Raw genomic sequence first — 21,142 nt, forward strand, 5'->3', positions numbered from 1 at the left:
GCCCGGTGGCCCTCGGCCGCGATCAAGGCAGCCTATTCGGCCACAACCGGAGCCGGCGTATGGGTGAAATTGGGCAGACGCTTCTCGAGAAACGCCGAGAACGCTTCCTTGGCCTCGCTGGAGCGGAGCCGCTCACTGAACTCCCGCCCTTCCAGTTTGACGGCCGCCTTGACCTGGTCGATGACACCCTGCTTGAGGAGTCGCTTGCTGGCCCGCAATGCGCCGCCGGGTTTTGCTGCGAGCTTCTTTGCGATTTCCATTGCTGTGGCGAACAACTGCTTGTCAGGAACCACGCGAGTCACCAGGCCCAGCTCCGCTGCCCGCTCGGCACCGAAGGGCTCCCCCAACAGAAATAATTCTGCCGCCCGGAGATGGCCGATACGCGCCGGCACCGAGTAGCTGGATCCGAACTCCGGCACGAGTGCCAGGTCGATGAACGGCAACTTGAACTTCGCGCTCTCGCCCGCGTAGACGAAATCGCAATGCGTCAGCATCGTGGTGCCGCCTCCGACCGCGGCGCCTTGCACGGCCACGACGATCGGCTTTTCGAACCTGATGAACGCATCCATCAAGCGGGCCTGCGGGGATTCGCCCGACCCGGGAGGCTTGAGAAAATCCCCGATATCGTTGCCGGCGCAGAAGGTGTCTCCGGCGCTATGCCAAAGGACGACACGGGTCTCCTCGTCTTCGGCAGCCTCGTTGAGGATATCCGCCAGGCGCACGTACATGCCGCTGGTCATTGCGTTCTTCCTCTCGGGGCGATTGAATTCGACCCGCAGAATGCCGTTGGTACGCTCCGTGATAATGTCACTCATCGTTTGCTTCCTTTCCGTCGTACTTGAGTGGTTAAATCGCGTGTTCTTTTGCTTTCGGCACAGCGCCGCTTTCGCGCAGGCTCTCTATGCTCCTGGCATCGAAGCCGAGCTCACCGAGAATCTCTACAGTATGCTCACCGAGGCCGGGCGCACGTCGGGCGGGAGTCTTGGTGACGCCATGCACCTGGATCGGGTTGCTGATTGTGGAGGTCAATTTGCCGCCGGCGCCATCGAGCGGAACGATAATTTCGTTTTCCATGAGCTGCGGATCATTGATCACCTCTTGCGGTCCGCGGACTTCTCCAAAGGTAACGTTCAAGCCGGCAAAGACCGAATGCCAGTGCGTCATGGGCAGAGCGCTGAAAATCTCGTCGAAGATGGCCGTGAGTGGCGTCATGTTGGCCATAATCTGCGCTGGACTGGAGAAGCGCGGATCGGTCAACAGGTCCGCCCGGCCGATCGCCTTTACGACGGTCACGAACTTGTCGGGCGTGATGATGAGAACGAACCAGGTTCCGTCGGAGGAACGATAGACATTCATCGCCGCGTTGACGGGATGTGTGCGGTCGTGCTGCGGAGGAAACTTGGCGCCGGCGAGAGCCGCTTGAATGGACACGCTCGCCGACCACACACCCTGGGCAAGCAGCGACGTGGTGACATACGCGCCCTTGCCTGTGCGCTCGCGCCGGTAGAGGGCAGTGACGATCGCCGAATAGAGACCGACGGCCGTGGCGTTGTCGCCGCTGCCACCCACGGGCCAGGTCGGCGGCACGCCGGCATCGCGGGTCATCGACAACAGACCGCTGCGTGCCCAGTACGCCGTGAGGTCGAAGCCGGGCAGATCGGCATCCGGCCCGTTCGCGCCGAAACCGGTGAGGTCGGCGTAAATCAGGCGCGAGTTCCATCCCGCTACGTCATCATATTCGAGTTTCAGCTTCTTGCGCGCATGGTGCGGCGTGTTGACAATGAACACGTCAGCCCAGTTGGCCAGCTCGAAAATAACCTGCTGTGCGCTCGCCGACTTGAGATCGAGCGTAATGCTGCGCTTGTTGCGGTTCGCGAGATGCCACTGATAAGCATCTTCGGATTGCGGCTGGATCGGCGTCTGGTGTCCGTGCCGCCACGGATCGCCGTGCGTCGGCTCGACCTTGATGACGTCGGCGCCGAAATCGGACAAGATCACGGCGGCGCCCGGCGCCGCGACGAAGCTCGAGAAGTCCACGACCTTCAAGCCTGAGAAGATGTTTTCGTTTGCCATGTGTGTCTCTCCTGAATTGATTGTGATCACCGCCCCGCGAAATGCGGTGCGCGCTTCTCGAGGAAGGCCGAGGTGCCTTCCCGCTTGTCCTCGGTTCCGGCGCACAGTCCGAAATATGAGGCTTCGAGGACCAAACCTTCGTTCTGGCTTGTCTCCACTCCGTTATTCACGGCATCGAGCGCGTACTTGACGGCGATCGGTGCGTTGGCGGCGATCTCGCTCAGGATCGCTTCCGCGCGCGAGATCAGGTCGGACGCCGGGACGACCTCGTTGACGAGCCCGATACGGTATGCCTCCTGCGCGCCGATCATTCCGCCGGACAGGATGAGCTGAAGCGCGCGGCCCTTGCCTACCAAGCGCGGAAGCCGCTGGGTGCCGCCGCCGCCGGGAAGCAATCCGAGCTTGACCTCCGGCTGACCGAACTTCGCGTGCTCCACCGCGATGCGGATGGTGCAGGCCATCGCGGTCTCGCAACCGCCGCCGAGCGCAAAGCCGTTGATCGCAGCTATCACCGGCTTGCCGAGATTCTCGATGAGATCGAGGACCTGCTGTCCGAAGCGGCTGGACCGCTCAGCGTCGACCGCGGTCGCTCGCGCCAGGCCGCTGATGTCAGCGCCGGCGATGAAGGCCTTGTCGCCCGCTCCCGTCAGGATGACGCCGCGGACGGCCGGGTCGTTCTGCGCGTTCTCGAATGCGGTCCGCAGGTCCAGCCATGTCGGCGCGTTCAGGGCGTTCAGCACCCTGGGCCGGTTGACCGTCACATAGGCGATCGCGCAACGCCTCTCATAGAGGACGTTCGCAAGCGTCAGTGCTGGCGCTGGTGAAGTGCCGGGGACAACCGCCGGTGATTGCGTAACTGCTACTGTTGTCATGTTGATTGATCCTGGCTGAGAGGTGGGGCCGGCAACCGAGTGCCGGCCCGTCCGCGACATCAGACGAAGGCGCTGAACCCGGTGATCGCCTTGCCGACGATCAGGTTCTGCATCTGGTAGGTGCCTTCGTAGGAATAGATCGCCTCGGTATCGGCAAAGAAGCGCGCCACGTTGTAGTCGACCAGGATCCCGTTGCCGCCGAGCACTTCGCGGGCCCAGGCGACCGTTTCCCGCGCTTTGCTCGTGCAGAACGCCTTAACGATCGCTGCCTGCGCATCAGTCAGCTTGCCTTCGGTTTCCAGCTGTACCGAACGGACCAACATGGATTGACAGGCCACGATGTTGGCCAGCATCTTCGCCAGCAGTTCCTGAATGAGCTGGAACGACCCGATCGGCCTGCCAAACTGCATGCGCTCCTGGGCGTATTTGAGGGCATTTTCGTAAGCGCCCATCTGGGCGCCGGTGATTTCCCAGCCGACGCCATGCCGGGTGCCGCGCAGTACCAGCGCCGGATCGCGAAATGTTCCCTTGCCTCCCTGGAGACGGTTCGCATCGGGCACGTGGCAATCGGTCATCGTGATCTGGCCGTTCTGCACGACCTTTAGCGCGATCTTGTTCTGCATCTTCTCGACGCTGAACCCGGGCGTCGTCTTGTTCTCGACGATGAAGCCCTTAACCGTGTTGTCGGCGACGTCGCGCGCCCAGACGATCGAGATATCGCACCACGGAGCGTTGCCGATCCAGCGCTTCTGGCCATTGAGGATCCAGGTGTCGCCGTCGCGTTTCGCCGTGGTCGTGAGACCACCACCGGCCCCCGAGCCCACCAGCGGCTCGGTCAGCGCGAAGCAGCCGACTTTTTCCATGCGCGCCATCGGCGGCAGCCACTTCTGCTTCTGCTCCTCGGTGCCCGCAAGATAGATGGAATTCATCGCCAGACCCGTGTGGACGCCATGGAAGGTACAGAACGAAACATCGGTTCGCGCAATCTCCAGGGCGACCAGGGCGACCAGCAAGGGGCTTCCGCCCGGGCAGCCGTAGCCATTCATGCCGATACCGGCGATGCCCAGCTCCTTGTATGACGGGAGAAGCTCGAACGGGAACGAGTCCTCGACCCAGTGTTTATTGATGATGGGGGCGACTTTCGTCTCCATGTAGGCACGTACTTTCTTGACGATCGCCCGTTCCTCGTCGCCCAGCGTTTCGGCGTATTGAAAGAAGTCGGCGTTCGGGCGCGGAAGCTGTTTCGGTGCCGAAGGCTTGAGTGCAGTAGCGGTGGCCATTTCGATCTCCATTTCGATGCGGGGCCTGCGACTGCAGCAGGCGTCTCGTTTCAACGCATCGAACATAGCGAAGCGACCGATCGGCGGCTTTGCATCGCGTGCTCTCGTTTTGTCATTTGTTGCGGGCGATCGAGGCTGCAGACGCAAATGCGGACGATGGCCGACGCATGCTTGAGATTGTCTGAAGTGATCGCAGCGTGGATCGAAGGGCAATGCACGAGGCTCAACAATGCCGAACGCGCGACGCGATCAAGTCGGCATAGCCGAACGCGTTCTAAATATTCGGGCCATATAAATCGGCGCGGCCGGCGATGCGCGTATGGCGCGGAACTGCGAAATCTTTAGCAGTTCCTCAGATAAGGCTATCTGCTACTCTTGCCAGGCGGGGTCATCGCCGCACTTGCGCCGCCCGTGCGGCTCATAGCTTCAGGCGACTTGACAGGTTTAGCCGGCTCCGGAGAGGCCGCAACCGCGCTGCTCACGAAGCGACCCTGCACCGGTTTGGGCGTCAGCTCGACCATCGTTGCATTGGGGCTGCCCGCTTGAGCAACCATATCGGTGGTGACGAGGTTGGTCAGTCGCAATTCTTCCCGAGACAGTTCATGCAAATCTTCCCACGGCGGCACGTTCAGCGACAACGACAACAGATCGCCCGCGCCGCCCATATCGAAGGTGTATTTGGCGAGACGCCCGATATCGCGTTCCACGATCATCAGATCATCTGCGCTGTAGGTCGCGGCCTTGGCGTCATTGGCGCGGTCGCCGAGCCAGATCTGATGCACCCGGACATGGGCAGTCTCGGGCACATAACGCGTCTTGCCCGACAGCAGAAGGAACACGCACATCGATTCTCAATAGGCTACGGGCGCCGTATTCGCAGGAGCACTCTGGGCAGTACGGGTCTGGACGCTGATGCCGACGGTGGTCAGTGCTCCGAGCTCGCGGAAACGCCGTCCAAGCGCGATCGAGGCGTTGACCGAACCGCCGCTGGAATCCAGCACGATGGTCGCGCCGGCGAGCTGTCGGCCGCGGGCGAATTCATCAAAATCCGTTGGACTATCGGCGGTCACGATACCGGCCGCGCTGACCCAGCCCCCGCAATTCGGCTGGCAGTCGACCCAAGTGAACTTGATCGGCAGTTTACGTTCTTCGACGGCAACGCTGGCATGCGCCGAACCACTCAGCACAGCCATCAATGCGATGCAGAGGCCGGCGCCAACGAGCAGCATCCATCCCCGGACTTCCGCCCAACGCGCGCGATTAGAGGCTCCGCCGGAGATGCGAATGCGCTCCGAGGATTCGACTCTCGAGATTGTCGCCAGATTGATCAAGAGCGAAACGGCAAGCAGGTACACTCGTATCACGAACATGATTGCGTGCCCTCGACCGGCTATCGGATGGGGTCTGCCGTGCCGCGGCGGTGTGGCGACGACTGATGGTGCCCGGCCGACGGTACGGTTTCAGAACCGGAGCTTTTCCAGGGTTGATGCTTGGTCCGCCATTTTGGGCCGGGGCCGCGCATGTAATGCAGTTCGGGCCGGTAGCTGTCGCGCACGTCCATGATCAGGTTGTGGACCGCGCTGGCGAAGTCGGATGCTGACTCAGCCGTCTTGCGAGCAAAACCTGACAATGCGGTTGCATCTATGGTTCTCATCACGGAACTCCTCAATCGTCTTGCCGTTCGATGTCGGAGCTAGGCGGCTTTGCCACAATACGGAAAAGTCGGGAGCTGTCCTTCCAAACTATGGAAGGGATAGTCGCCCGCGCGTGCTTGAGAATGTCTGTGGTGGTACGGCGAGCGAGATGTCGCCAAAACGAAATGCGGAAAGACTGAGAAACGGTGGCCGCATGACGCGATCAAGTCGGCCTGAGCGAGTAAGCGAGATTTTCGGACCCCGGCTTGCAGGAGGTGCCCGAGGTTCTGTCATTTGTTGCTGTTGAGGGCAGCCGTACGGAACCACCAGTCTTGAAGACTGACGCGGTTGCGGCTTGCAGATTCAGGCCAAAATCGGGGACGGCTGCCCAATATCAGTCAGTGACGATACCGGTTCCCGCGATGCAAGCTCCCGACGATATTGGCCCGGTGCAAGACCTGTCGCCTGCCTGAATGCGCGTGCAAAATTGGCTTGGCTCGAGAAGCTGAGCGCCAGCGCTATATCCACCAATGGCCGATCGCCGTGCATCAACAGCGCTTTCGCGCGCTTGAGGCGCTTGGCGCTGACATAGCGATGAGGAGATTGTCCGACTGCCTGCCGGAAGGATCGCGCAAAATGGAACCGGCTTAGGCACGCAATCGCTGCCATGCGCTCTATGCTGAGATCGCCTTCCAAGTTCGCTTCTATGTAATCCAGCACACGCAAGAGCCTGCGCCGATCGAGCCCTTGAACTATGCGGCGAGGAAGAGATTGAGCGGAAGATGCGGTGACATACTTTTGAACCAGCCTCGCCGCCAGACTGGATGCAAGGGCTCCAATGAGCAGACCGCCAGCGGAGGTTTCACATTGCAGCTCCGATGCAATCGCAAATCCGATCTCGGCCAGAAGCGGATCTTCGAATGCCCTTTCGTAGCTTAGCGCGCTGACTGCGGCCGGGTCGACATTGATTTCGAGATTGGTCGGCGCGAAGTGGCTGACTGGAAGATATATATGCAAAATCCTCGTCATATCTTCGGCGATATCAACCGAACCTTCCTGCAATCCAGGAGGAGAGAGCCACACTGTACCTCGCCTTGCGATTATCCGGCTTTCGACGCCTGGGGCCCGCCGCGTGACCAACGATTCATTGCCGTGGGTATCGACACATATCCTGATGTCGGATTGCGGGGTTCTCCATGGGATTACCCCCTTGCGGACGGTGGTACACAGTTGGGCCGATAGACCGGACCAACCTCGATCCGCCGAAGATGACAGAAACCCTTCGAAACCGTACTGCTCCAACCCATATCGGCTGACGGGGGTCGGCTGATCATGCTGGATTTCCAACACACGCTCCTACAGAGTTGGCGTCAACGTTGTTCGGCCTGGGATTCGAAAGGCCGCTGCCGTCAAATAAGCGACATCTCTGATTTGGCCAGATATTCGTTTTTGCAGGCCATGCACGCCTCATGCCGCGACTTTGCGCGGGACAACAAGCTTGGCCTTCTGAATCAGAACGATGTCGCCGCGTTGGTTTATCGTCCGGCTGAGAAGGACTATCGTTCCGCGATCGGGTCGCGAGCGTGATGGCGTGACTTCAACGACTTCGCTCTCAACATGGAGTACGTCTCCGGGACGGGCCGGTGCCGGCCAGCTCAACTCTCCCCCGGCGCCGACGAAGCCGCCGGCGAGTGGCGGACCGCTCTCGACATTCAGACGCATCGTGATCGCGGCGGTATGCCAACCGCTCGCCGCCAAACCCTTGAAGAACGTGCGCTCAGCGGCATGCTCGTCCGTATGAAAGGGCTGCGGATCGAATTGAAGAGCGAATGCCTTGATCTGCGCTACGTCGAGCCTGTACGTTCCGCTGGTGAAGCGTTGTCCGGCATGGAGATCGTCAAGATACAATTGGTCTGACGAGATTCTGGCTTCCGCCGCGCTGCTCACTTGAGCCATAGTCATGCTTACCTCCTCAGGTTTGACGTCTGTGACGGCTCATTTCCGGCTGTGTTCGCCTGCTACCTCGCCGCTCAGGCTGCGAGGCTGGAATTATCCGCCTCCGGGCGTTCAGCCTTGTTGTTCTGGGCTTCGATGGCCTTGACGGAGTTTTCAAACGCCTTTTCCAAAACCCGCCTGCCCATGGTCCCGAGTACGAAGCCGAGTAGCCGCCCCGTCAGGCTCTTGCCGTCACGTATTACAATCACATCAATGTCGGTCATGCCGTCGGGCTGACGGCTGAAGGTGTAGGTGTGGCCCGACGCGCCACCCCACACGTTGGAGTCGGTCGTCGTGAGGACGACGCGGTTGGGATCGGACCAGTCGTAATGCAGGCGCTCCCAGATCCCGCCCGAACCTTCCGTGACGTCGGCATGCGAGCGGCCCCGGTGATGCACCTTGAGGTACGCATCGGCGCTGTTGCCAAAGAGCTTCGAGCGACCAGGCCCGAAATCGGTAAGTCCGGCGACGTACCGCTCGGGCGTCACAGTGGTTGTGCGATGAAGGTGGATGGTGGGCATGTGCAGTTGCCTTGCTACCTTCCGCTCAACGATCACACTGGTTTGATTCGAGTTCAGTTCGATGCCGCGTTCGCCTTGCTAACGAGTACACTGTCGCCTTTCCGGCTGATCTCGATCGCGTCAGCTTGTCGCGGTGTTGAGAGAACGACGCGCTGACCAGGGGTGAGAACAGATACGACACGGATCGGCGTTCCTGCCTCGCCCTGTGCAAGAGTGGCGACGACGTGAAACCCGTCACGCTCGACAGTGTAGTAAGCGATCCCCGATATCCCGCCGAGGTCGATGCTCTTGCCCGCCATCGGACGCAGGCCTTCTGCACGGGCTGCCGTCAGAGAGGCGACGCCGAATGCAACGGCGAAAAGTATGTTGCGGATTGACATAGCGATTTCTCCTATCAGTTCCGAAAGGTGTAGGGCGCCCATCGAACACGGCCACGCTGTTGATCACGACAACGGTTCGGCGCCCTGATGAATCCAGGTTCCGTTGACGGGATGAACTATTGGAGTGTTGTCGCGCTGCTCGTTGATGGAATCGGACGGCGGGAAAACACTGTTGTAGTTCGCGCGTGCTTCTCGAATCAAGCGGAGTCGTTCGCGCTCGGCTTTCGAGATAAATTGGATAACCTCACCCATATCCGCCTCCAAATGTTGTGCCGTGTTTCGGCAGATCCTGGTTGGCAGATGGGGCGAAGACCCTGGGTTAACAGGCGGGGAAATCGGAAGACATCCTTCCAAATTCTGGAAAGCCAGGACCGAGTGCTGACCGTGTCGATCAGGCCGAAGTAGCGCGGGCGAAGATTGAGACGCGGTTCGCTTTTGGGGACCTAAATCTCTCAAGCGCTGTCCGCGCAGTATGGCGCCGATGCCTGCCTACTCCGCGAAGACCCGCTTCAGCCGCGGCGCGGCAAAGTCCAGGAAAGCGCGTATTTTGATCGGCAGAAATCGGTTGGCGGCGTACACGAGATTCACCGGCAGTGATGGCGGCTGGAATTCATCCAGCACGGTTGTCAATGCTCCTTCCTCCGGAACAGCCTCGAGTTGATAAGCAAAGGCGATGGAAATTCCAATGCCATCACGGGCTGCGGCACAAGCCGCTTCAGCGCTGCCGACGATGAGCCGCGTATGCACGGGTGCCGCTATGGTCGTCTTGCCCCTGACGAATGTCCAGACATCGGGTGGCGAGAAGCCGGGATAGCTGATGCAATCATGTCCGACCAAATCTTCCGGCGTGCGCGGCGCTCCGCGAGCCGCCAGATAGGCGGGACTGGCGCACGCTACTCGGCGCGTCCTGCCGAGCCGTAACGCAACCAAGCTCGAATCCGGCAACTCGCCGATGCGTACGGCGACGTCGATTTGCTCCTGGGCCAGGCTCAGCTTTTGATCGGTGGGGATCATCCTGACGTTGATATCCGGATAGGTCTTGAGGAAGTCCGCGATAATCGGCATGAGAATGACACGCCCGAGCCCCAGCGGGGTCGTCACAGCCAGTTCGCCTGTCGGTGCGGTATACTCACCGGACGCTGTACGCTCTGCTTCGGTCACATCAGTGAGAATGCGCTTGCAGGCCGCAACGTAGGAAGCGCCTGTATCCGTGAGCACGAGCTGCCGGCTCGATCGGTTGAAGAGCTTCGTCCGCAGGTGAGCCTCGAGCTCGGATACGTTGCGGCTGACTGTTGTGAGCGGCGTTTTCAATTGCCGCGCCGCCGCGGACAAGCTGCCCTGCTCGACCACGGTCAGAAAGGTCGACATCGCTTCCAGGCGATCCATCGAATCCCCCTTCCGTAATTTGGAAGAATATTTTCCGATGCTGCCATATCACCCCAGATTTCGGAAGACCGGCATCGCTTGGGAGCGACGACCCGGCGCCCTGTCGGGCGACCTTCCGCTGCCCGGAAGGGCCCTTTCCACGATGGCCCCTTTTTAAGGCCGGCCGTCCAATCGATCTCCTTGGCAGGAGGCGAGAAGCCTGTCCTCAAAACTGACATGGAGAGTTCAATGACAAGACATATCGAAGCCTATCGGTACGAAATTCAGCACGGCGATGATGCTGACTTCGTCGCCTATCAGCGCAAGTTGAGCGATGGCGCCTGGCAGACGATCTCGACGTGGATGATACCGGATCCGTCAGATCACTGAATGCTGGCCAGCGCCGCTACGTAGAGCCCTCGGTATTTCGGCAGAGATCGCATCAGCCAGCCTCGAAGATCCGAAGTCGGGTCATCGCCCGAAACACGATAATTGTACTCGGTGCAATGTTTCATTTGCGCCGAGTAATGTATCGGAGCACCCTGCTAGGGTTGAGCAAGATTGTGTCGGAATCAGCAGTTTTATTGGCCAATCGATCGCAATTCGGCGGCTGGACTCGCGCTGGGTACACCGCCCATCGGAGCATTTAACAGTATGCTCGGAGCATTGGAGACTGGAAATGCCTGCCATACTTTCAACGATCGTCTTGCCTGCTGTCACCGAGGGGCCCGGCGCACTTTCTCGGCTGCTCAGCGCGTTTTGCAAGGGGATCACGCGCGATCTCGGCCCTCGAACCGCCATTGCATGCCTTCACGATCTCGACGACCGCGACCTGCGGGACATCCGCCTGGCTTATTTCCAGATCGAGGCGGCCGCCCACGGTCTCATCACGCTTTCCGATCGAGCGGACGAAGGAAGGGTGACCTTTGCGGCCGCGATGGAGCTACGCAGGCGCCAGCGCGCGCCAATCGTGGAGGCGGCGCCATGGAGCTGACGGTCGCCACGATCCTGGTCACCTTTGCCGGTGTGTTCCTGATCTGCTTCATGAAGGGCGCGTTTGGTGGCGGATTCTCAATTGTCGGCATTCCGCTGTTGTCGATCGTGATGGACCCGGTCACCGCCGGCGGCCTTCTCGCTCCATTGTTCATCGCGATGGATTTGTTCGCACTGCGCTACTGGAAGCCTTCGACGTGGTCGATGCCGGACCTTCTGCTGCTGTTACCGGGGCTCGTGACCGGAATCGGATTCGGGTATCTGCTATTCCGCTTCCTGGACCATCGAGCCATCGCGATCGCAATGGCCGCGATCACCCTGATCTTTGTCGTGCTCTGGCTTGTAGCAGGCGCAGAGGTGATGACGCGACCACGTTCGACGCCGAAGGCGATCACCGCCGGTCTTGCCTCAGGAGTCACTACGATGGTGGCGCACTCCGGCGGACCGCCGCTTGCGATGTATCTGCTTCCCCTCGGCCTTAGCAAGGATGTCTACGCGGGAACGACCAGTCTGTTCTTCACCGTCGGCAACGCGACCAAGGCGGTGCCCTGGCTTCTGCTGGTGAAGCCGACAGGTAACGTGTGGACATTGATGGCGCTTTGCGTACTCGCCATTCCCGCAGGCGTGTGGGCTGGCTGGCGGCTTCACGGAAGTTTGGACCAACGGCAAATTTATCGGCTCTGCTACGGATTGTTGGTCGTGACGGCGCTGAAATTATTGTGGGACGGAGTTTCCGGCTATCTCGTGTGAATCTTTCATCTTGATGGGAGAGTGTCATGGAGATTCGACAAGAAGAAACAGAGGCCGCAGACCGAAACAAACCGCAGCCTTACTGCGACTTGTGGAGCCGTTCGTCGAAGCTGCTGTTGTCTTCTGTCAATCGAGGCTGGTGCGGCCTGTCAGCCGAACTGCGCAGGCACGGCCAGAGCGTTTTCCCCTGGAGGGGCCCTCAAACCGATACCCATATCATCGTCGATATAATTGGCAGCGAAGCACTCATCACGCGACGCGCGACAGGCATCGTAGATCGATACGTCTCAAGGCGCGGTACAGCGTGGCTCTCTCCGCCTGGTTGGAGCGAAGGATCGATCGATATCACCGGGGATCTTCCAGGTATCCTGCATCTTTATCTTTCGCCGAACCAGTTCTCTCCGAACAAGCTCGGAATCGACATAGATGAGTCCGCGATCGGCGCGCGGGAACATGAAAGCACTTTTGAAGATCCGCTGCTGACCGCGATCGCCTGTGCCATTGCGTCCGAACTCCAGACTGAAACTTCCGCCGGCAGTCTGCTCGTCGAATCGCTCGCCAGCAGCATCGCTGCAAGGCTGCTGCAGAAACATGCCAGCACATCATTTGCCCGGTCATATCCGCTTCTTAAAGCCAAAGGGCTCGATCGACGCCGGCTTGTTCGTGTGTTGGACTACATAGAGACAAACCTCGAAGCCGATCTCAGCATCGATCGCATCGCATCGGTCGCGTGCCTGAGCCGCAACCATTTCGCGCGGGCCTTCAGGCTGGCTGTCGGGCAACCGCCGCATCGTTACGTCAGCGCCAGGCGTCTTGAGCGCGCGAAAGCGCTTTTGACACGGGGCGATCGGCCGCTGGTCGATATTGCGCTTTCACTGGGCTTTTCCGGCCAGGCCAATTTCACCAGGGCTTTCAAGCAGGCGACAGGTCACGCACCCGGCCGCTATTGTCAAACGGCTGGATCCCGACGATCGGAATTTTCGCTCACCGATGTCAGGCGATCGCTTCCGGTTCTGGCCTGAATTTGCACGCTGCTGGCGTTCTTGCCGGTCTCACCAGCAACAAATGACAAAACCATAACAGGCGATGCAAAGCCCGCGGCACGTGATTCCACCACCTTTGCTTTCGTAGAGGGCAAACAGAGCCGCCGCGCTCGAGGGCCAGTGCTCTGCCACTAAGAGTCTGCTTGCCATGCCGATACGTCAGTACTTTGTGTGGGTAGGGAGCGTCCTTCTCGTGGCGCTGTTTGCCGCCGATTGGTGACTTCCAGATCCCCCTTCACCTTCACACTATGCGCTTCCTCCCAACGAGAGGGTCAATCTGCGCATCCGTTCGGACCGCGAATGGCCGGAACGGGTGGTGTTCGATACCGCGCGTTCGGGAATGCAGCTCGCCGCGGAGTCTGAACCCAAGCTGGATGTCGTTCCGAACCAAGACGGCGCCCAGACCGAACAGCGCAGTCCACTCGACGCGTTCGCAGCGATGGAAGCGGCTCAGACCACGCCGACAGCAACAAATGACAAAGCATCGGCAATCCGAGCAAAGCCGCGGGCGCTCGGAGCTCGTATGACCAGTGCAGCCAAAGCCGACTGATCAGGAGCTGACATGAACGACGTTTTGACCCTCGCCGTGTTCGCCGCCAAAGTGCTGTGTCTCATCGTGTTCGTATCCGTCCTGAAGCCGGATGGCAGCATCGGCGCCGTCAGGACGCCGACGAACCCCGCGGTCTGCACCAAGGCGTTCCGAAAAGCAGGCATGTGGGCTGCCGTTCTTCCCAGCGGCTTTGCAAGCCGACGACAGGCCCTGAATTGCACGTCCGAGCGGCGTGCACTGCTGAAATAAATTCCGCGGATGCCACAATCGCCATGACCCAACATTACTCATTCTGGGATCGACATGCGGCTATCCTGTTTGCTCTGCGGACGTTTGCAGCGGCAATGCTGGCATTCTCGATCGCGCTCCTTCTGGATATGCCGCGCCCCTATTGGGCGATGGCCTCAGTCTACATCACCTCCAATCAGCTGACCGGTGCGACCTACTCAAAAGCCGTCTATCGCATTCTGGGAACACTGATCGGCGCGGCAGGGACGATCATCCTGGTCCCGAACCTCGTCAATGCGCCGGAACTGCTCAGCCTCTGCATCGCGCTGTGGGTCGGCATTTGTCTATATCTCTCGCTGATCGACGGCACGCCACGCAGCTACGTATTCATGCTGGCCGGCTACACGGTGGCCCTCCTTGGATTTCCGATCGTCTCGACGCCTCAGGCGGCTTTCGACATCGTTGTCTCCCGCGTGCAGGAAATAATACTCGGCATCATCTGCGCGAGCGTTGTCGCGATGCTCGTGCTTCCACGTAGCGTTGCCTCAGCAGTCACCGCACAGGCGGATGCCTGGCTCGCCGGTGCGCGTCGGCTCGGCGCGGATGTTCTCGTCGGTCGTGGCAGCGATCAGGAGCGCGACAAGGAGCGCATCCGTCTTGCCGCGGCGGCGTCCGAAATCGACCAGCTTGGGCGGCATCTCGGCTATGAGGTGGCCAGTTCCTCAAATATCGGGCAGGGCTTGCGGCGCCTTCGTCAACATATGCTGTCGCTACTTCCGCTGCTTGGTTCGATTGAGGACCGCAAGCTGGCACTCGCCTCTAACGGAGAAGCGTCGGCGCGTGTTGCTGAACTCTTCCAAAGGACCGCGCGGTGGCTCGAAACGGGCGGCCACGATGGACAGGAGGCCGATGCGTTGCGTGCGGCGCTTGACCAAGTGCGGCCGGCGCTGGATGCGGCTGCCACGTGGATCGATATCGCGGTCGCCGGCCTCATAGTCCAGCTGCGTAAACTCGTTGATGTCATGCAGGACTGCGAGCTCCTTCGCGAGGCGATCGCCACGGAACGCAATCCGGATCTGCTCAAACTCGCCTTCATGCCTGACACGTCGAGTTATGCCGTCCTGCACCGGGATCACGGGCAGGCGCTCCTGTCGGCCGCGTCCGTGGCGCTGTCCGTTCTGGCCTGCAGCGGGCTCTCGATCGCAACCGGCTGGTCCGACGGGGTCATCGCTCCGCTGTTCGCTGCGGTCGTCGGCAGCATTCTCGCCGGCGTGGACGATCCACTTCCCACTTTCCGCAGCTTCTACGGGGTGTTCCTCATCGTCATCGCAATCCATGGAATCTACCTGTTTGCGGTACTGCCACGGATAACGACCCTTGAAATGCTGATTGCGGCACTCGCGCCGGCTTTCGTGTTGTTCGGCTGGATGGCCGGGCGGCCGGAGACTGCGCGCGTCGGCTACATGCTTGCCGTCTATATCTCGGTCGAATTGGCGCTGACTGAGACGTACTCGGCCGATTTCTTGTCCTATGCCAATTCCAGCGTGGCGCTGATGCTCGGCATCGCTCTTACGGGTGTCATCTGCAGCGTCGTTCGCTTGCTCGGGGCCAGCTGGATTGCCGGCCGATTGGTTCGCAGCAATTGGACAACGCTCGTCGCGGTCGCCGAACGCAAGTCGGACCAGGATCGCCTGGCGCTTGCCAGCCTCATGCAGCATCGCCTCGCCCTGCTTGCCACGCGGATCACCGTGGTTCCTGCCGAGGCGAGGCGCGACGCCGCCAATCTTCGCCAGCTTCGAACGGCCCTGAACATTCTTGATGTCAGGCGAGCGAGCTTTGGCCTGTCACGGCGCGCGAGAGCAGCAATCGAAGCGTTCCTCGCTCATCTTGCCTCGATTTGCAAAAACCATGTGGTCGCCCCACTTCCCGATGGCCTGGTGGGGCAGCTCGACAACACGATCGCATTCACATTGCAGGAATCGTCGGCCGAAGCCCGCGATGAGGTGCTGATGGGTCTCGCTGGCATTCGCTCCGGGCTTTTCCCGGAATCGCCGGTCTATCAACCGCAGGAAATCGAACACAGGACCATCGCCGCATGAAATACGAACTTGACCTGTTCGGCGTGATCGTTCCGAGCCTCCTGCTATGGAGCGTGGTTGCCTATGTCGTCGCCCGCACAACGAGCAAGGTGATGGGGCGCATCGGCCTCTATCGCCACGTCTGGCATCCCGCACTGTTCGATTTCGCGCTCTACGTCTGCATCATCACCAGCCTCGTCTTCGCTTCCGAGGAGTTTTTCTCATGAATGTCGCTGTTTCGCTCTCGAAAGCCTCATGGCGCGGGTTCACGATGAAGTGCCCGAACTGCGGTCAAGGCCATCTGTTCGGCCGATTTCTGAAGGTGGTCGACAGCTGCGAGGCTTGCGGCGAAGATTACGCGCCGCAACGCGCAGACGACCTTCCGGCCTATCTCGTGATTGCTGTCGTTGGTCACCTTGTCGTGCCGGCACTCCTTGCCGTGGAGATCGCCTATTCACCTCCCGCCTGGCTTCAATTGCTGATCTGGCTACCCGTCACCGGGCTTGCGGCATTATTCCTACTGCAGCCTGTGAAGGGAACAATCGTCGGCCTGCAATGGCAGACCGGCATGCACGGCTTCAAAGCCGCCAAGTGCCGCCGGGATCGAGAGCCGCGCGATAGTGCTGCGCCCCTGCCGAACCTCACCTCCAAGGAGTTGGTGCGATGAAGGCCGCTCTGAGTTCGCTGCGTCGCTTCTCGCTGACCGGTGTAATGGTGCTTGCCGCAGTCTGGGCCAGCTACAAGCTGTGGGACTATTATTTTGAAGCGCCCTGGACCCGTGATGGTCACGTTCGCGCGGACGTGGTTCCGATCGCCCCTGATGTCTCCGGCTTCGTCACCGACGTGCTTGTCAAGGACAACCAGCAGGTCCAGCGCGGCGACGTCCTGTTCCGGATCGATCGCGCGCGGTATGAGATCGCGCTGAAGCAGGCCGAGGCGGTATTGCTGGGTAAGCGCGCCATGCTCGACGAGGCTGACGCCGATCTAAAGCGCTACAGCGCGCTGACGCCGGGTGTCGTCGTCTCCAAGCAGCGGATGGACCAGGTCATTGCCCACCAGGGTTCGGCGCAGGCCGCCCACGACCAGGCCGTCGCGGACCTTGCGCTAGCCAAGCTCAACCTCGAGCGAAGCGAAGTCCGCGCTGCCGTCACCGGCATCGTCACCAACATGGAGCTGCGGCCAGGGACCTACCTCACACCCGGGAAGGGCGTGATGGCGCTGCTCGACTCGGACACGCTGCACGTTCAGGGCTATTTCGAGGAAACCAAGATACCGCGCATCCATGTCGGCGATTCCGTCGGTGTGCGGCTGATGGGCAGCGATCAAACGCTGCGTGGAGCCGTGGAAAGCGTGGCGGCTGGCATCGAAGACCGGGATCGCAGCGCCGGCGCGACCCTGCTTGCCAACGTCAATCCGACCTTCAACTGGGTGCGGCTGGCTCAACGCGTGCCGGTCCGGATTGCACTCGACCATGACGGGCACAGCGAACTCGTCGCAGGAGCCACCGCGACTGTCGAGGTGCTCGGTCCGGCTCTGCAGCGGCATGCGGAAAGGTAGCCACGGACAAGCCGTTCCTACGGCTAAGCTCCTCATCAGACCAACATAGGGTTAGGAAAATGCTGGTAGCATTGGTGGCATTAGTGAGCGCTGGAATCTTTGCAGCTCACATTCTGGACGCGTTTCGCACATCCACCCGCCTCAGACGACGACGAATGGGCTCAGCATCTTCACCTTGACCGCTCTCTTCAAGACAGTATGGGCTCGGTTGGAGGCACTGCGCACCAAGGCCATTCGCTTCAACTGATAAGCTTTGTGTAGTTTCCTTGTCAGTTGGCGACTGACTCCATTTGTAGTCACTGGTTATCAGCTGTGGACGGGCTGAACTGCGATATTTGAAATCTAGGCAATCCGAGGAAAGCCCAACCGCCGACAGCGACAAGGCGGAAACAGTCCAGCAAAGCGCAAGCGTTCTTGGTCGATCGGCTGCGCTCGACTAGCGCACCGGGGGCCGCTCCAAGATATCCTCCATGCCCTCGTGCGGACGCGGAATTACATGCGCCGACACGACTTGTCCGATTTGGTTTGCAGCCGCTGCGCCTGCATCGACCGCCGCTTTCACGGCGCCGACGTCGCCCTGCACGATGATAGATATTAGGCCGCCTCCCGGCTGTTGCTTCGTGACCAGCTTGACGTTCGCCGCCTTCACCATCGCGTCGGCAGCTTGAACTGCAGCCACCAAACCCTTCGTCTCGACCAATCCGAGTGCCTGCAACGCCATGGCTTACTCCTTCAGCGAACGTCCGAGCAGGAAGCGAAGCTCGTCGCGCCGCCCTGTCGGAACCGAAAACCGTCGAAATCCGAGACGATGAAGCTCGACTAGAAGCTCCGAGGGAACGGTGCTGCCTTCAATTCCCAGTTGGGCGCCCTTCTCCGCGGCAGTGACTGCCGCCGTCAGCAAATTGGTTGCGTAGGAGGGGAGCCTCCGGAATGGATTGGCTCGAACGAGATCTTCGCTGACGTATTGGTCGAGCACTTCCAGCGACTGCTGCACCTCGATGGGAAAGCCATAAATTGTGCGCACGACATCTCCGATATCTACCCAAATCGGAGCAGCTGATCCGGCTATCTCGACGACGCTATCAAGAGCCATTACATTCTGGATCATGGCTCCGGCGCCTAGACCCACCTGGCGAACCTCCCGCTGAAACGCGGCGAATTCGGACGAACTTGAGATGCCCCCGATAAGGGCGGTCGCGTCCCGATATCGAGCGCTCTCTGCTGCGGCTGCGATCCCCAGAAGTATTGCCCGAAGGTAGTTCAGCGACCCGAGAGGCAAGAAGAAGTTCGGGGGAAGTTCCTGCCAATTCTCTATCAAGCGGCGGGCCCGATCCGAACTCACCCGCGGTAACCGAAACTGGACTGAACCATCCGCAGCCCCCAAAAATGCGGGAACACACGCTTCGCACACAATGGAGCGGATTTCGTCTGCAACGGCGCGCGACGCAGTGGGCAGTCCTGAGGCGGCTGTCAGTTCAACGAAACGGCCGACGCTACCCTTGGCAATGATGAGATCGGTGACGCTGACAACTCGGCCGGCGCTCGTCGCTTCGAGAAGCTCTTCGCCGGATTTTGGTGATAACCAGATCGCCGCTTCTGACCTGCGATCTGCCCATTCCAGGATGTGTTTCAATGAAGGCAAGCCAGCGCCGGCAGGCTTGAGCTTGAGCGCTCCCGCGAAGATCTTTCCGCTTGCTCCATCCATCGAGATTTGATCGCCCTCGCCGAAGGTCTTACCGGCGATTGAGAACGTCTTGCGGTTCAGGTCGACTTCGATCGCTTCGCAGCCCACAATGCAGGGCCTATCGAGCGCTCGGGAGACAACAGCGGCGTGACTGAGGGCTCCGCCCCGCGCAGTTATCACGCCATTGGCAGCAAGCATTCCACGGATGTCTTGGGGGCTAGTCGTCGGACGCAGCAGAATAACTGCCTCGCCAGAGAGGGCGAGGTCCGCCGCCCGGTCGGCGTCGAGAACCGCGGCGCCATGGGCGTGGCCCGGCGAGGAACCGAGCCCTTGCGCAAGCACGGGCGTTCCCGCGAGTTCGGCCTCCTCGAATGACGGCCGCGACACCTTTCTAACCTGCTCTGAAGTGATCCGCCCCAATGCGGTCCGCTCGTCTATGAGGCCTTCTGCGACCAGATCCTCGGCAATCTTGATAGCGGCGGCCGCGGTTCGTTTGGCCGGTCTCACCTGCAGGAAATACAGCTTTCCGGACTCGACGGTAAACTCGATATCCACCGCATCCGCGTAGAGTTCTTCCAAGGTCTCGCTGTGCGTTTCGAACGCATGGCGCAATTGCGGGTCAAGCGCATCAGGTTGAGACAAGTCGATCGGCGTGTGCGTACCGGAGACCAGGTCCTCTCCCTGCCGGCCGATCAAATACTCGCCGTATAGCGCCTTGCTGCCGTCGTTCGGATTGCGAGTGAACGCTACGCCTGAACCTGACCTGCCGTCCGCATTGCCGAAGACCATCGCTTGAATGGTGACCGCGGTCCCCAGGTCGTCCGAGATTCCATGATGTTTCCGGTACGCTTTCGCGCGTGCACTGTCCCAGGATCGGAACACGGCTTCAACCGCCTTCTCGAGCTGCCAAAACGGATCGGCGCTCGCCGCCTCCCCGGCAGCCTCGATGCGATCGAGAATCGCGCGCTCCAGATTCTGGAAGGCCGAAGCAGTGAGCTCCTGCCGCGCAATCGACTCCGCTTCCTTCACCGATTCCACCAGTTCGGAAGGATCGATCCCCAACACGATATCGGCAAACATGCGCCAAAAGCGCATCCACGTGTCGAGCGCAAAGTCGCTTCCGCCTGACCCTTGCGCGAGCGAATGCGCGGAAGCTGCCGTTAGCCCCAGATTGAGGATCGTATCCATCATGCCGGGCATGCTAACGGGAGCGCCGGAGCGCACCGAAACGAGAAGCGGACGATCTTTGTCTGCGAACGATCGCCCGGACTGATTTTCGAGATTGCGGATAGCGCCGTGGATCTGCGCGAGAAGGCCCTCGCCAAGCCCCGCGCGGCTGGCTCGAAATTGACGGAAGCCCTCGACGCCGATTACGAATGCCGGCGGAATAGGAATTCCAGCCCGCGCCATTTTGGCGAGGCCGCTCGCCTTACCGCCAAAGCGCAGCGCGTCCTCAACGTCGTGGTCAGTTACTTCACGAACGAAAATGGTATCCATCGCATCAGCCATCACACGCTTGTGCATTTCACGTGTCCCTCGGACGCCCGATGACAGAGAGAATGTCCTCGTGAAATTCGAACCAGATATTGTGGACCGAATCGATCGTCGGCTTGCACACGAAATTCTTGTCCCCTTGGTCGATCCGCGCCACGCTCGCGTTGAAGCGGTCGGTGTACGTCTCATACCGAGAAATCAGCGGGGTAAGCTCTTGCAGGTTCTTGGTCAGGCGCTCGACCGTCTTAATGAGGCGGGACTGAACCCGCACGTCGCCATCTGCCGACTGCCACTCGCTGACCTGCTTGATGAACTGCTCGTTGATGATCTCGAAACGATCGTACCATCCCAGCACCAGGTCATTTGAACGCAATGCTTCGTAGGCGCTCCGATAGTATTCTTGGACCGCGTTCGTCCCCTCAGGCAGGAGGAGATGCCTTCCTTCGGCAGCCATCACGAGGCCGCTCGCGACCGCTTCACCGAGCGCCACCTCGACCTGCTCTACATCAAGGCCGATTGCGCTCGCCAATTCCTTCGCTGTCGCCATCTTCTTCAGATGGGCGCCATTGAGCACGAGAAACTCTTGTTCGCTCAACACTGTCATCGTCCGTCCAATCGATGCCCGAACCGAGCGCGACGTAGAGT

General features: G+C 60.3%; 24 protein-coding genes and 1 pseudogene. 10 read left to right on the forward strand and 15 right to left on the reverse strand.

Annotated elements, in window-relative coordinates; translation table 11 throughout:
* Window positions 1-32: 32 nt before the first annotated feature.
* The 12 genes and pseudogenes from G6P99_RS36120 to G6P99_RS36175 all read right to left on the reverse strand — a co-directional run bounded on the left by G6P99_RS36120 (window position 33) and on the right by G6P99_RS36175 (window position 10,141).
* A complete protein-coding gene (locus tag G6P99_RS36120) occupies window positions 33-815 on the reverse strand; it encodes an enoyl-CoA hydratase (RefSeq protein WP_165125362.1) in 783 nt (260 codons plus the stop codon).
* Window positions 816-846: 31 nt separating this feature from the next.
* Window positions 847-2,073 carry a CaiB/BaiF CoA transferase family protein gene (locus tag G6P99_RS36125; protein ID WP_165125365.1) on the reverse strand — a complete coding sequence of 409 codons (1,227 nt, stop codon included), beginning with the start codon at window positions 2,071-2,073 and terminating at the stop codon, window positions 847-849.
* Between the two features lie 26 nt (window positions 2,074-2,099).
* Window positions 2,100-2,945, reverse strand: coding sequence for an enoyl-CoA hydratase-related protein (locus tag G6P99_RS36130; RefSeq protein WP_165125368.1), 846 nt, complete (start codon window positions 2,943-2,945; stop codon window positions 2,100-2,102).
* Between the two features lie 59 nt (window positions 2,946-3,004).
* A complete protein-coding gene (locus G6P99_RS36135) occupies window positions 3,005-4,225 on the reverse strand; it encodes an acyl-CoA dehydrogenase family protein (RefSeq protein WP_165125371.1) in 1,221 nt (406 codons plus the stop codon).
* 362 nt (window positions 4,226-4,587) lie between these two features.
* Window positions 4,588-5,454 (reverse strand): annotated as a pseudogene (locus G6P99_RS36140) (hypothetical protein).
* A gap of 161 nt (window positions 5,455-5,615) precedes the next feature.
* Window positions 5,616-5,879 (reverse strand): hypothetical protein, encoded by a 264-nt coding sequence (locus tag G6P99_RS36145; protein WP_165122998.1) that lies wholly within the window; start codon window positions 5,877-5,879, stop codon window positions 5,616-5,618.
* A 343-nt stretch (window positions 5,880-6,222) separates the two neighbouring features.
* Window positions 6,223-7,206 (reverse strand): helix-turn-helix domain-containing protein, encoded by a 984-nt coding sequence (locus G6P99_RS36150; RefSeq protein ID WP_246709708.1) that lies wholly within the window; start codon window positions 7,204-7,206, stop codon window positions 6,223-6,225.
* Between the two features lie 120 nt (window positions 7,207-7,326).
* On the reverse strand, window positions 7,327-7,821 hold the full coding sequence (locus tag G6P99_RS36155) for a MaoC family dehydratase (RefSeq protein WP_165125373.1): 495 nt from the start codon (window positions 7,819-7,821) through the stop codon (window positions 7,327-7,329).
* Window positions 7,822-7,889: 68 nt separating this feature from the next.
* Entirely contained in the window at window positions 7,890-8,375 is a 486-nt protein-coding gene (locus G6P99_RS36160) for a hypothetical protein (RefSeq protein ID WP_165125376.1), read from the reverse strand.
* Window positions 8,376-8,428: 53 nt separating this feature from the next.
* Window positions 8,429-8,755, reverse strand: coding sequence for a hypothetical protein (locus tag G6P99_RS36165; RefSeq protein ID WP_165125379.1), 327 nt, complete (start codon window positions 8,753-8,755; stop codon window positions 8,429-8,431).
* A gap of 63 nt (window positions 8,756-8,818) precedes the next feature.
* Window positions 8,819-9,007, reverse strand: a complete 189-nt coding sequence (locus tag G6P99_RS36170; RefSeq protein ID WP_165125382.1) for a hypothetical protein — start codon at window positions 9,005-9,007, stop codon at window positions 8,819-8,821.
* 237 nt (window positions 9,008-9,244) lie between these two features.
* Entirely contained in the window at window positions 9,245-10,141 is an 897-nt protein-coding gene (locus G6P99_RS36175) for a LysR family transcriptional regulator (protein WP_165125385.1), read from the reverse strand.
* Window positions 10,142-10,369: 228 nt separating this feature from the next.
* Here G6P99_RS36175 and G6P99_RS36180 point away from each other — a divergent pair, with 228 nt between their 5' ends.
* The 10 genes from G6P99_RS36180 to G6P99_RS36225 all read left to right on the forward strand — a co-directional run bounded on the left by G6P99_RS36180 (window position 10,370) and on the right by G6P99_RS36225 (window position 17,319).
* On the forward strand, window positions 10,370-10,510 hold the full coding sequence (locus G6P99_RS36180) for a hypothetical protein (protein WP_165123000.1): 141 nt from the start codon (window positions 10,370-10,372) through the stop codon (window positions 10,508-10,510).
* A 289-nt stretch (window positions 10,511-10,799) separates the two neighbouring features.
* Entirely contained in the window at window positions 10,800-11,114 is a 315-nt protein-coding gene (locus G6P99_RS36185; RefSeq protein ID WP_165125388.1) for a hypothetical protein, read from the forward strand.
* Window positions 11,105-11,863 (forward strand): sulfite exporter TauE/SafE family protein, encoded by a 759-nt coding sequence (locus G6P99_RS36190; RefSeq protein WP_165125391.1) that lies wholly within the window; start codon window positions 11,105-11,107, stop codon window positions 11,861-11,863. Before G6P99_RS36185 ends, G6P99_RS36190 begins: the two co-directional genes overlap by 10 nt.
* Before the next feature lie 26 nt (window positions 11,864-11,889).
* Window positions 11,890-12,885, forward strand: a complete 996-nt coding sequence (locus G6P99_RS36195) for a helix-turn-helix domain-containing protein (protein WP_165125394.1) — start codon at window positions 11,890-11,892, stop codon at window positions 12,883-12,885.
* Between the two features lie 337 nt (window positions 12,886-13,222).
* Window positions 13,223-13,456 carry a hypothetical protein gene (locus G6P99_RS36200; protein WP_165125397.1) on the forward strand — a complete coding sequence of 78 codons (234 nt, stop codon included), beginning with the start codon at window positions 13,223-13,225 and terminating at the stop codon, window positions 13,454-13,456.
* A 12-nt stretch (window positions 13,457-13,468) separates the two neighbouring features.
* The gene (locus G6P99_RS36205; protein ID WP_165125400.1) at window positions 13,469-13,705 is read left to right on the forward strand and encodes a hypothetical protein; all 237 of its coding nucleotides are present in this window, start codon (window positions 13,469-13,471) and stop codon (window positions 13,703-13,705) included.
* Window positions 13,706-13,728: 23 nt separating this feature from the next.
* Window positions 13,729-15,783 carry an FUSC family protein gene (locus G6P99_RS36210; RefSeq protein ID WP_165125403.1) on the forward strand — a complete coding sequence of 685 codons (2,055 nt, stop codon included), beginning with the start codon at window positions 13,729-13,731 and terminating at the stop codon, window positions 15,781-15,783.
* On the forward strand, window positions 15,780-15,989 hold the full coding sequence (locus G6P99_RS36215; RefSeq protein WP_165125406.1) for a DUF1656 domain-containing protein: 210 nt from the start codon (window positions 15,780-15,782) through the stop codon (window positions 15,987-15,989). Before G6P99_RS36210 ends, G6P99_RS36215 begins: the two co-directional genes overlap by 4 nt.
* A complete protein-coding gene (locus G6P99_RS36220; protein ID WP_165125409.1) occupies window positions 15,986-16,429 on the forward strand; it encodes a DUF983 domain-containing protein in 444 nt (147 codons plus the stop codon). Before G6P99_RS36215 ends, G6P99_RS36220 begins: the two co-directional genes overlap by 4 nt.
* The gene (locus G6P99_RS36225) at window positions 16,426-17,319 is read left to right on the forward strand and encodes an HlyD family secretion protein (RefSeq protein ID WP_165125412.1); all 894 of its coding nucleotides are present in this window, start codon (window positions 16,426-16,428) and stop codon (window positions 17,317-17,319) included. The genes G6P99_RS36220 and G6P99_RS36225 overlap by 4 nt, the downstream gene beginning before the upstream one ends.
* 436 nt (window positions 17,320-17,755) lie before the next feature.
* Here the strand turns inward: G6P99_RS36225 and G6P99_RS36230 are convergent, their stop codons facing one another.
* From G6P99_RS36230 to G6P99_RS36240, 3 genes are read right to left on the reverse strand one after another with little or no spacing between them, the layout of a single operon-like run.
* Entirely contained in the window at window positions 17,756-18,040 is a 285-nt protein-coding gene (locus tag G6P99_RS36230) for a BMC domain-containing protein (RefSeq protein ID WP_165125415.1), read from the reverse strand.
* Between the two features lie 3 nt (window positions 18,041-18,043).
* The gene (locus G6P99_RS36235; RefSeq protein WP_165125418.1) at window positions 18,044-20,527 is read right to left on the reverse strand and encodes a pyruvate, phosphate dikinase; all 2,484 of its coding nucleotides are present in this window, start codon (window positions 20,525-20,527) and stop codon (window positions 18,044-18,046) included.
* A 1-nt stretch (window position 20,528) separates the two neighbouring features.
* Window positions 20,529-21,101, reverse strand: a complete 573-nt coding sequence (locus G6P99_RS36240; RefSeq protein WP_165125421.1) for a hypothetical protein — start codon at window positions 21,099-21,101, stop codon at window positions 20,529-20,531.
* Window positions 21,102-21,142: the final 41 nt, after the last annotated feature.

The organism is Bradyrhizobium sp. 6(2017) (assembly GCF_011058295.2).
Lineage (GTDB): Bacteria > Pseudomonadota > Alphaproteobacteria > Rhizobiales > Xanthobacteraceae > Bradyrhizobium > Bradyrhizobium septentrionale.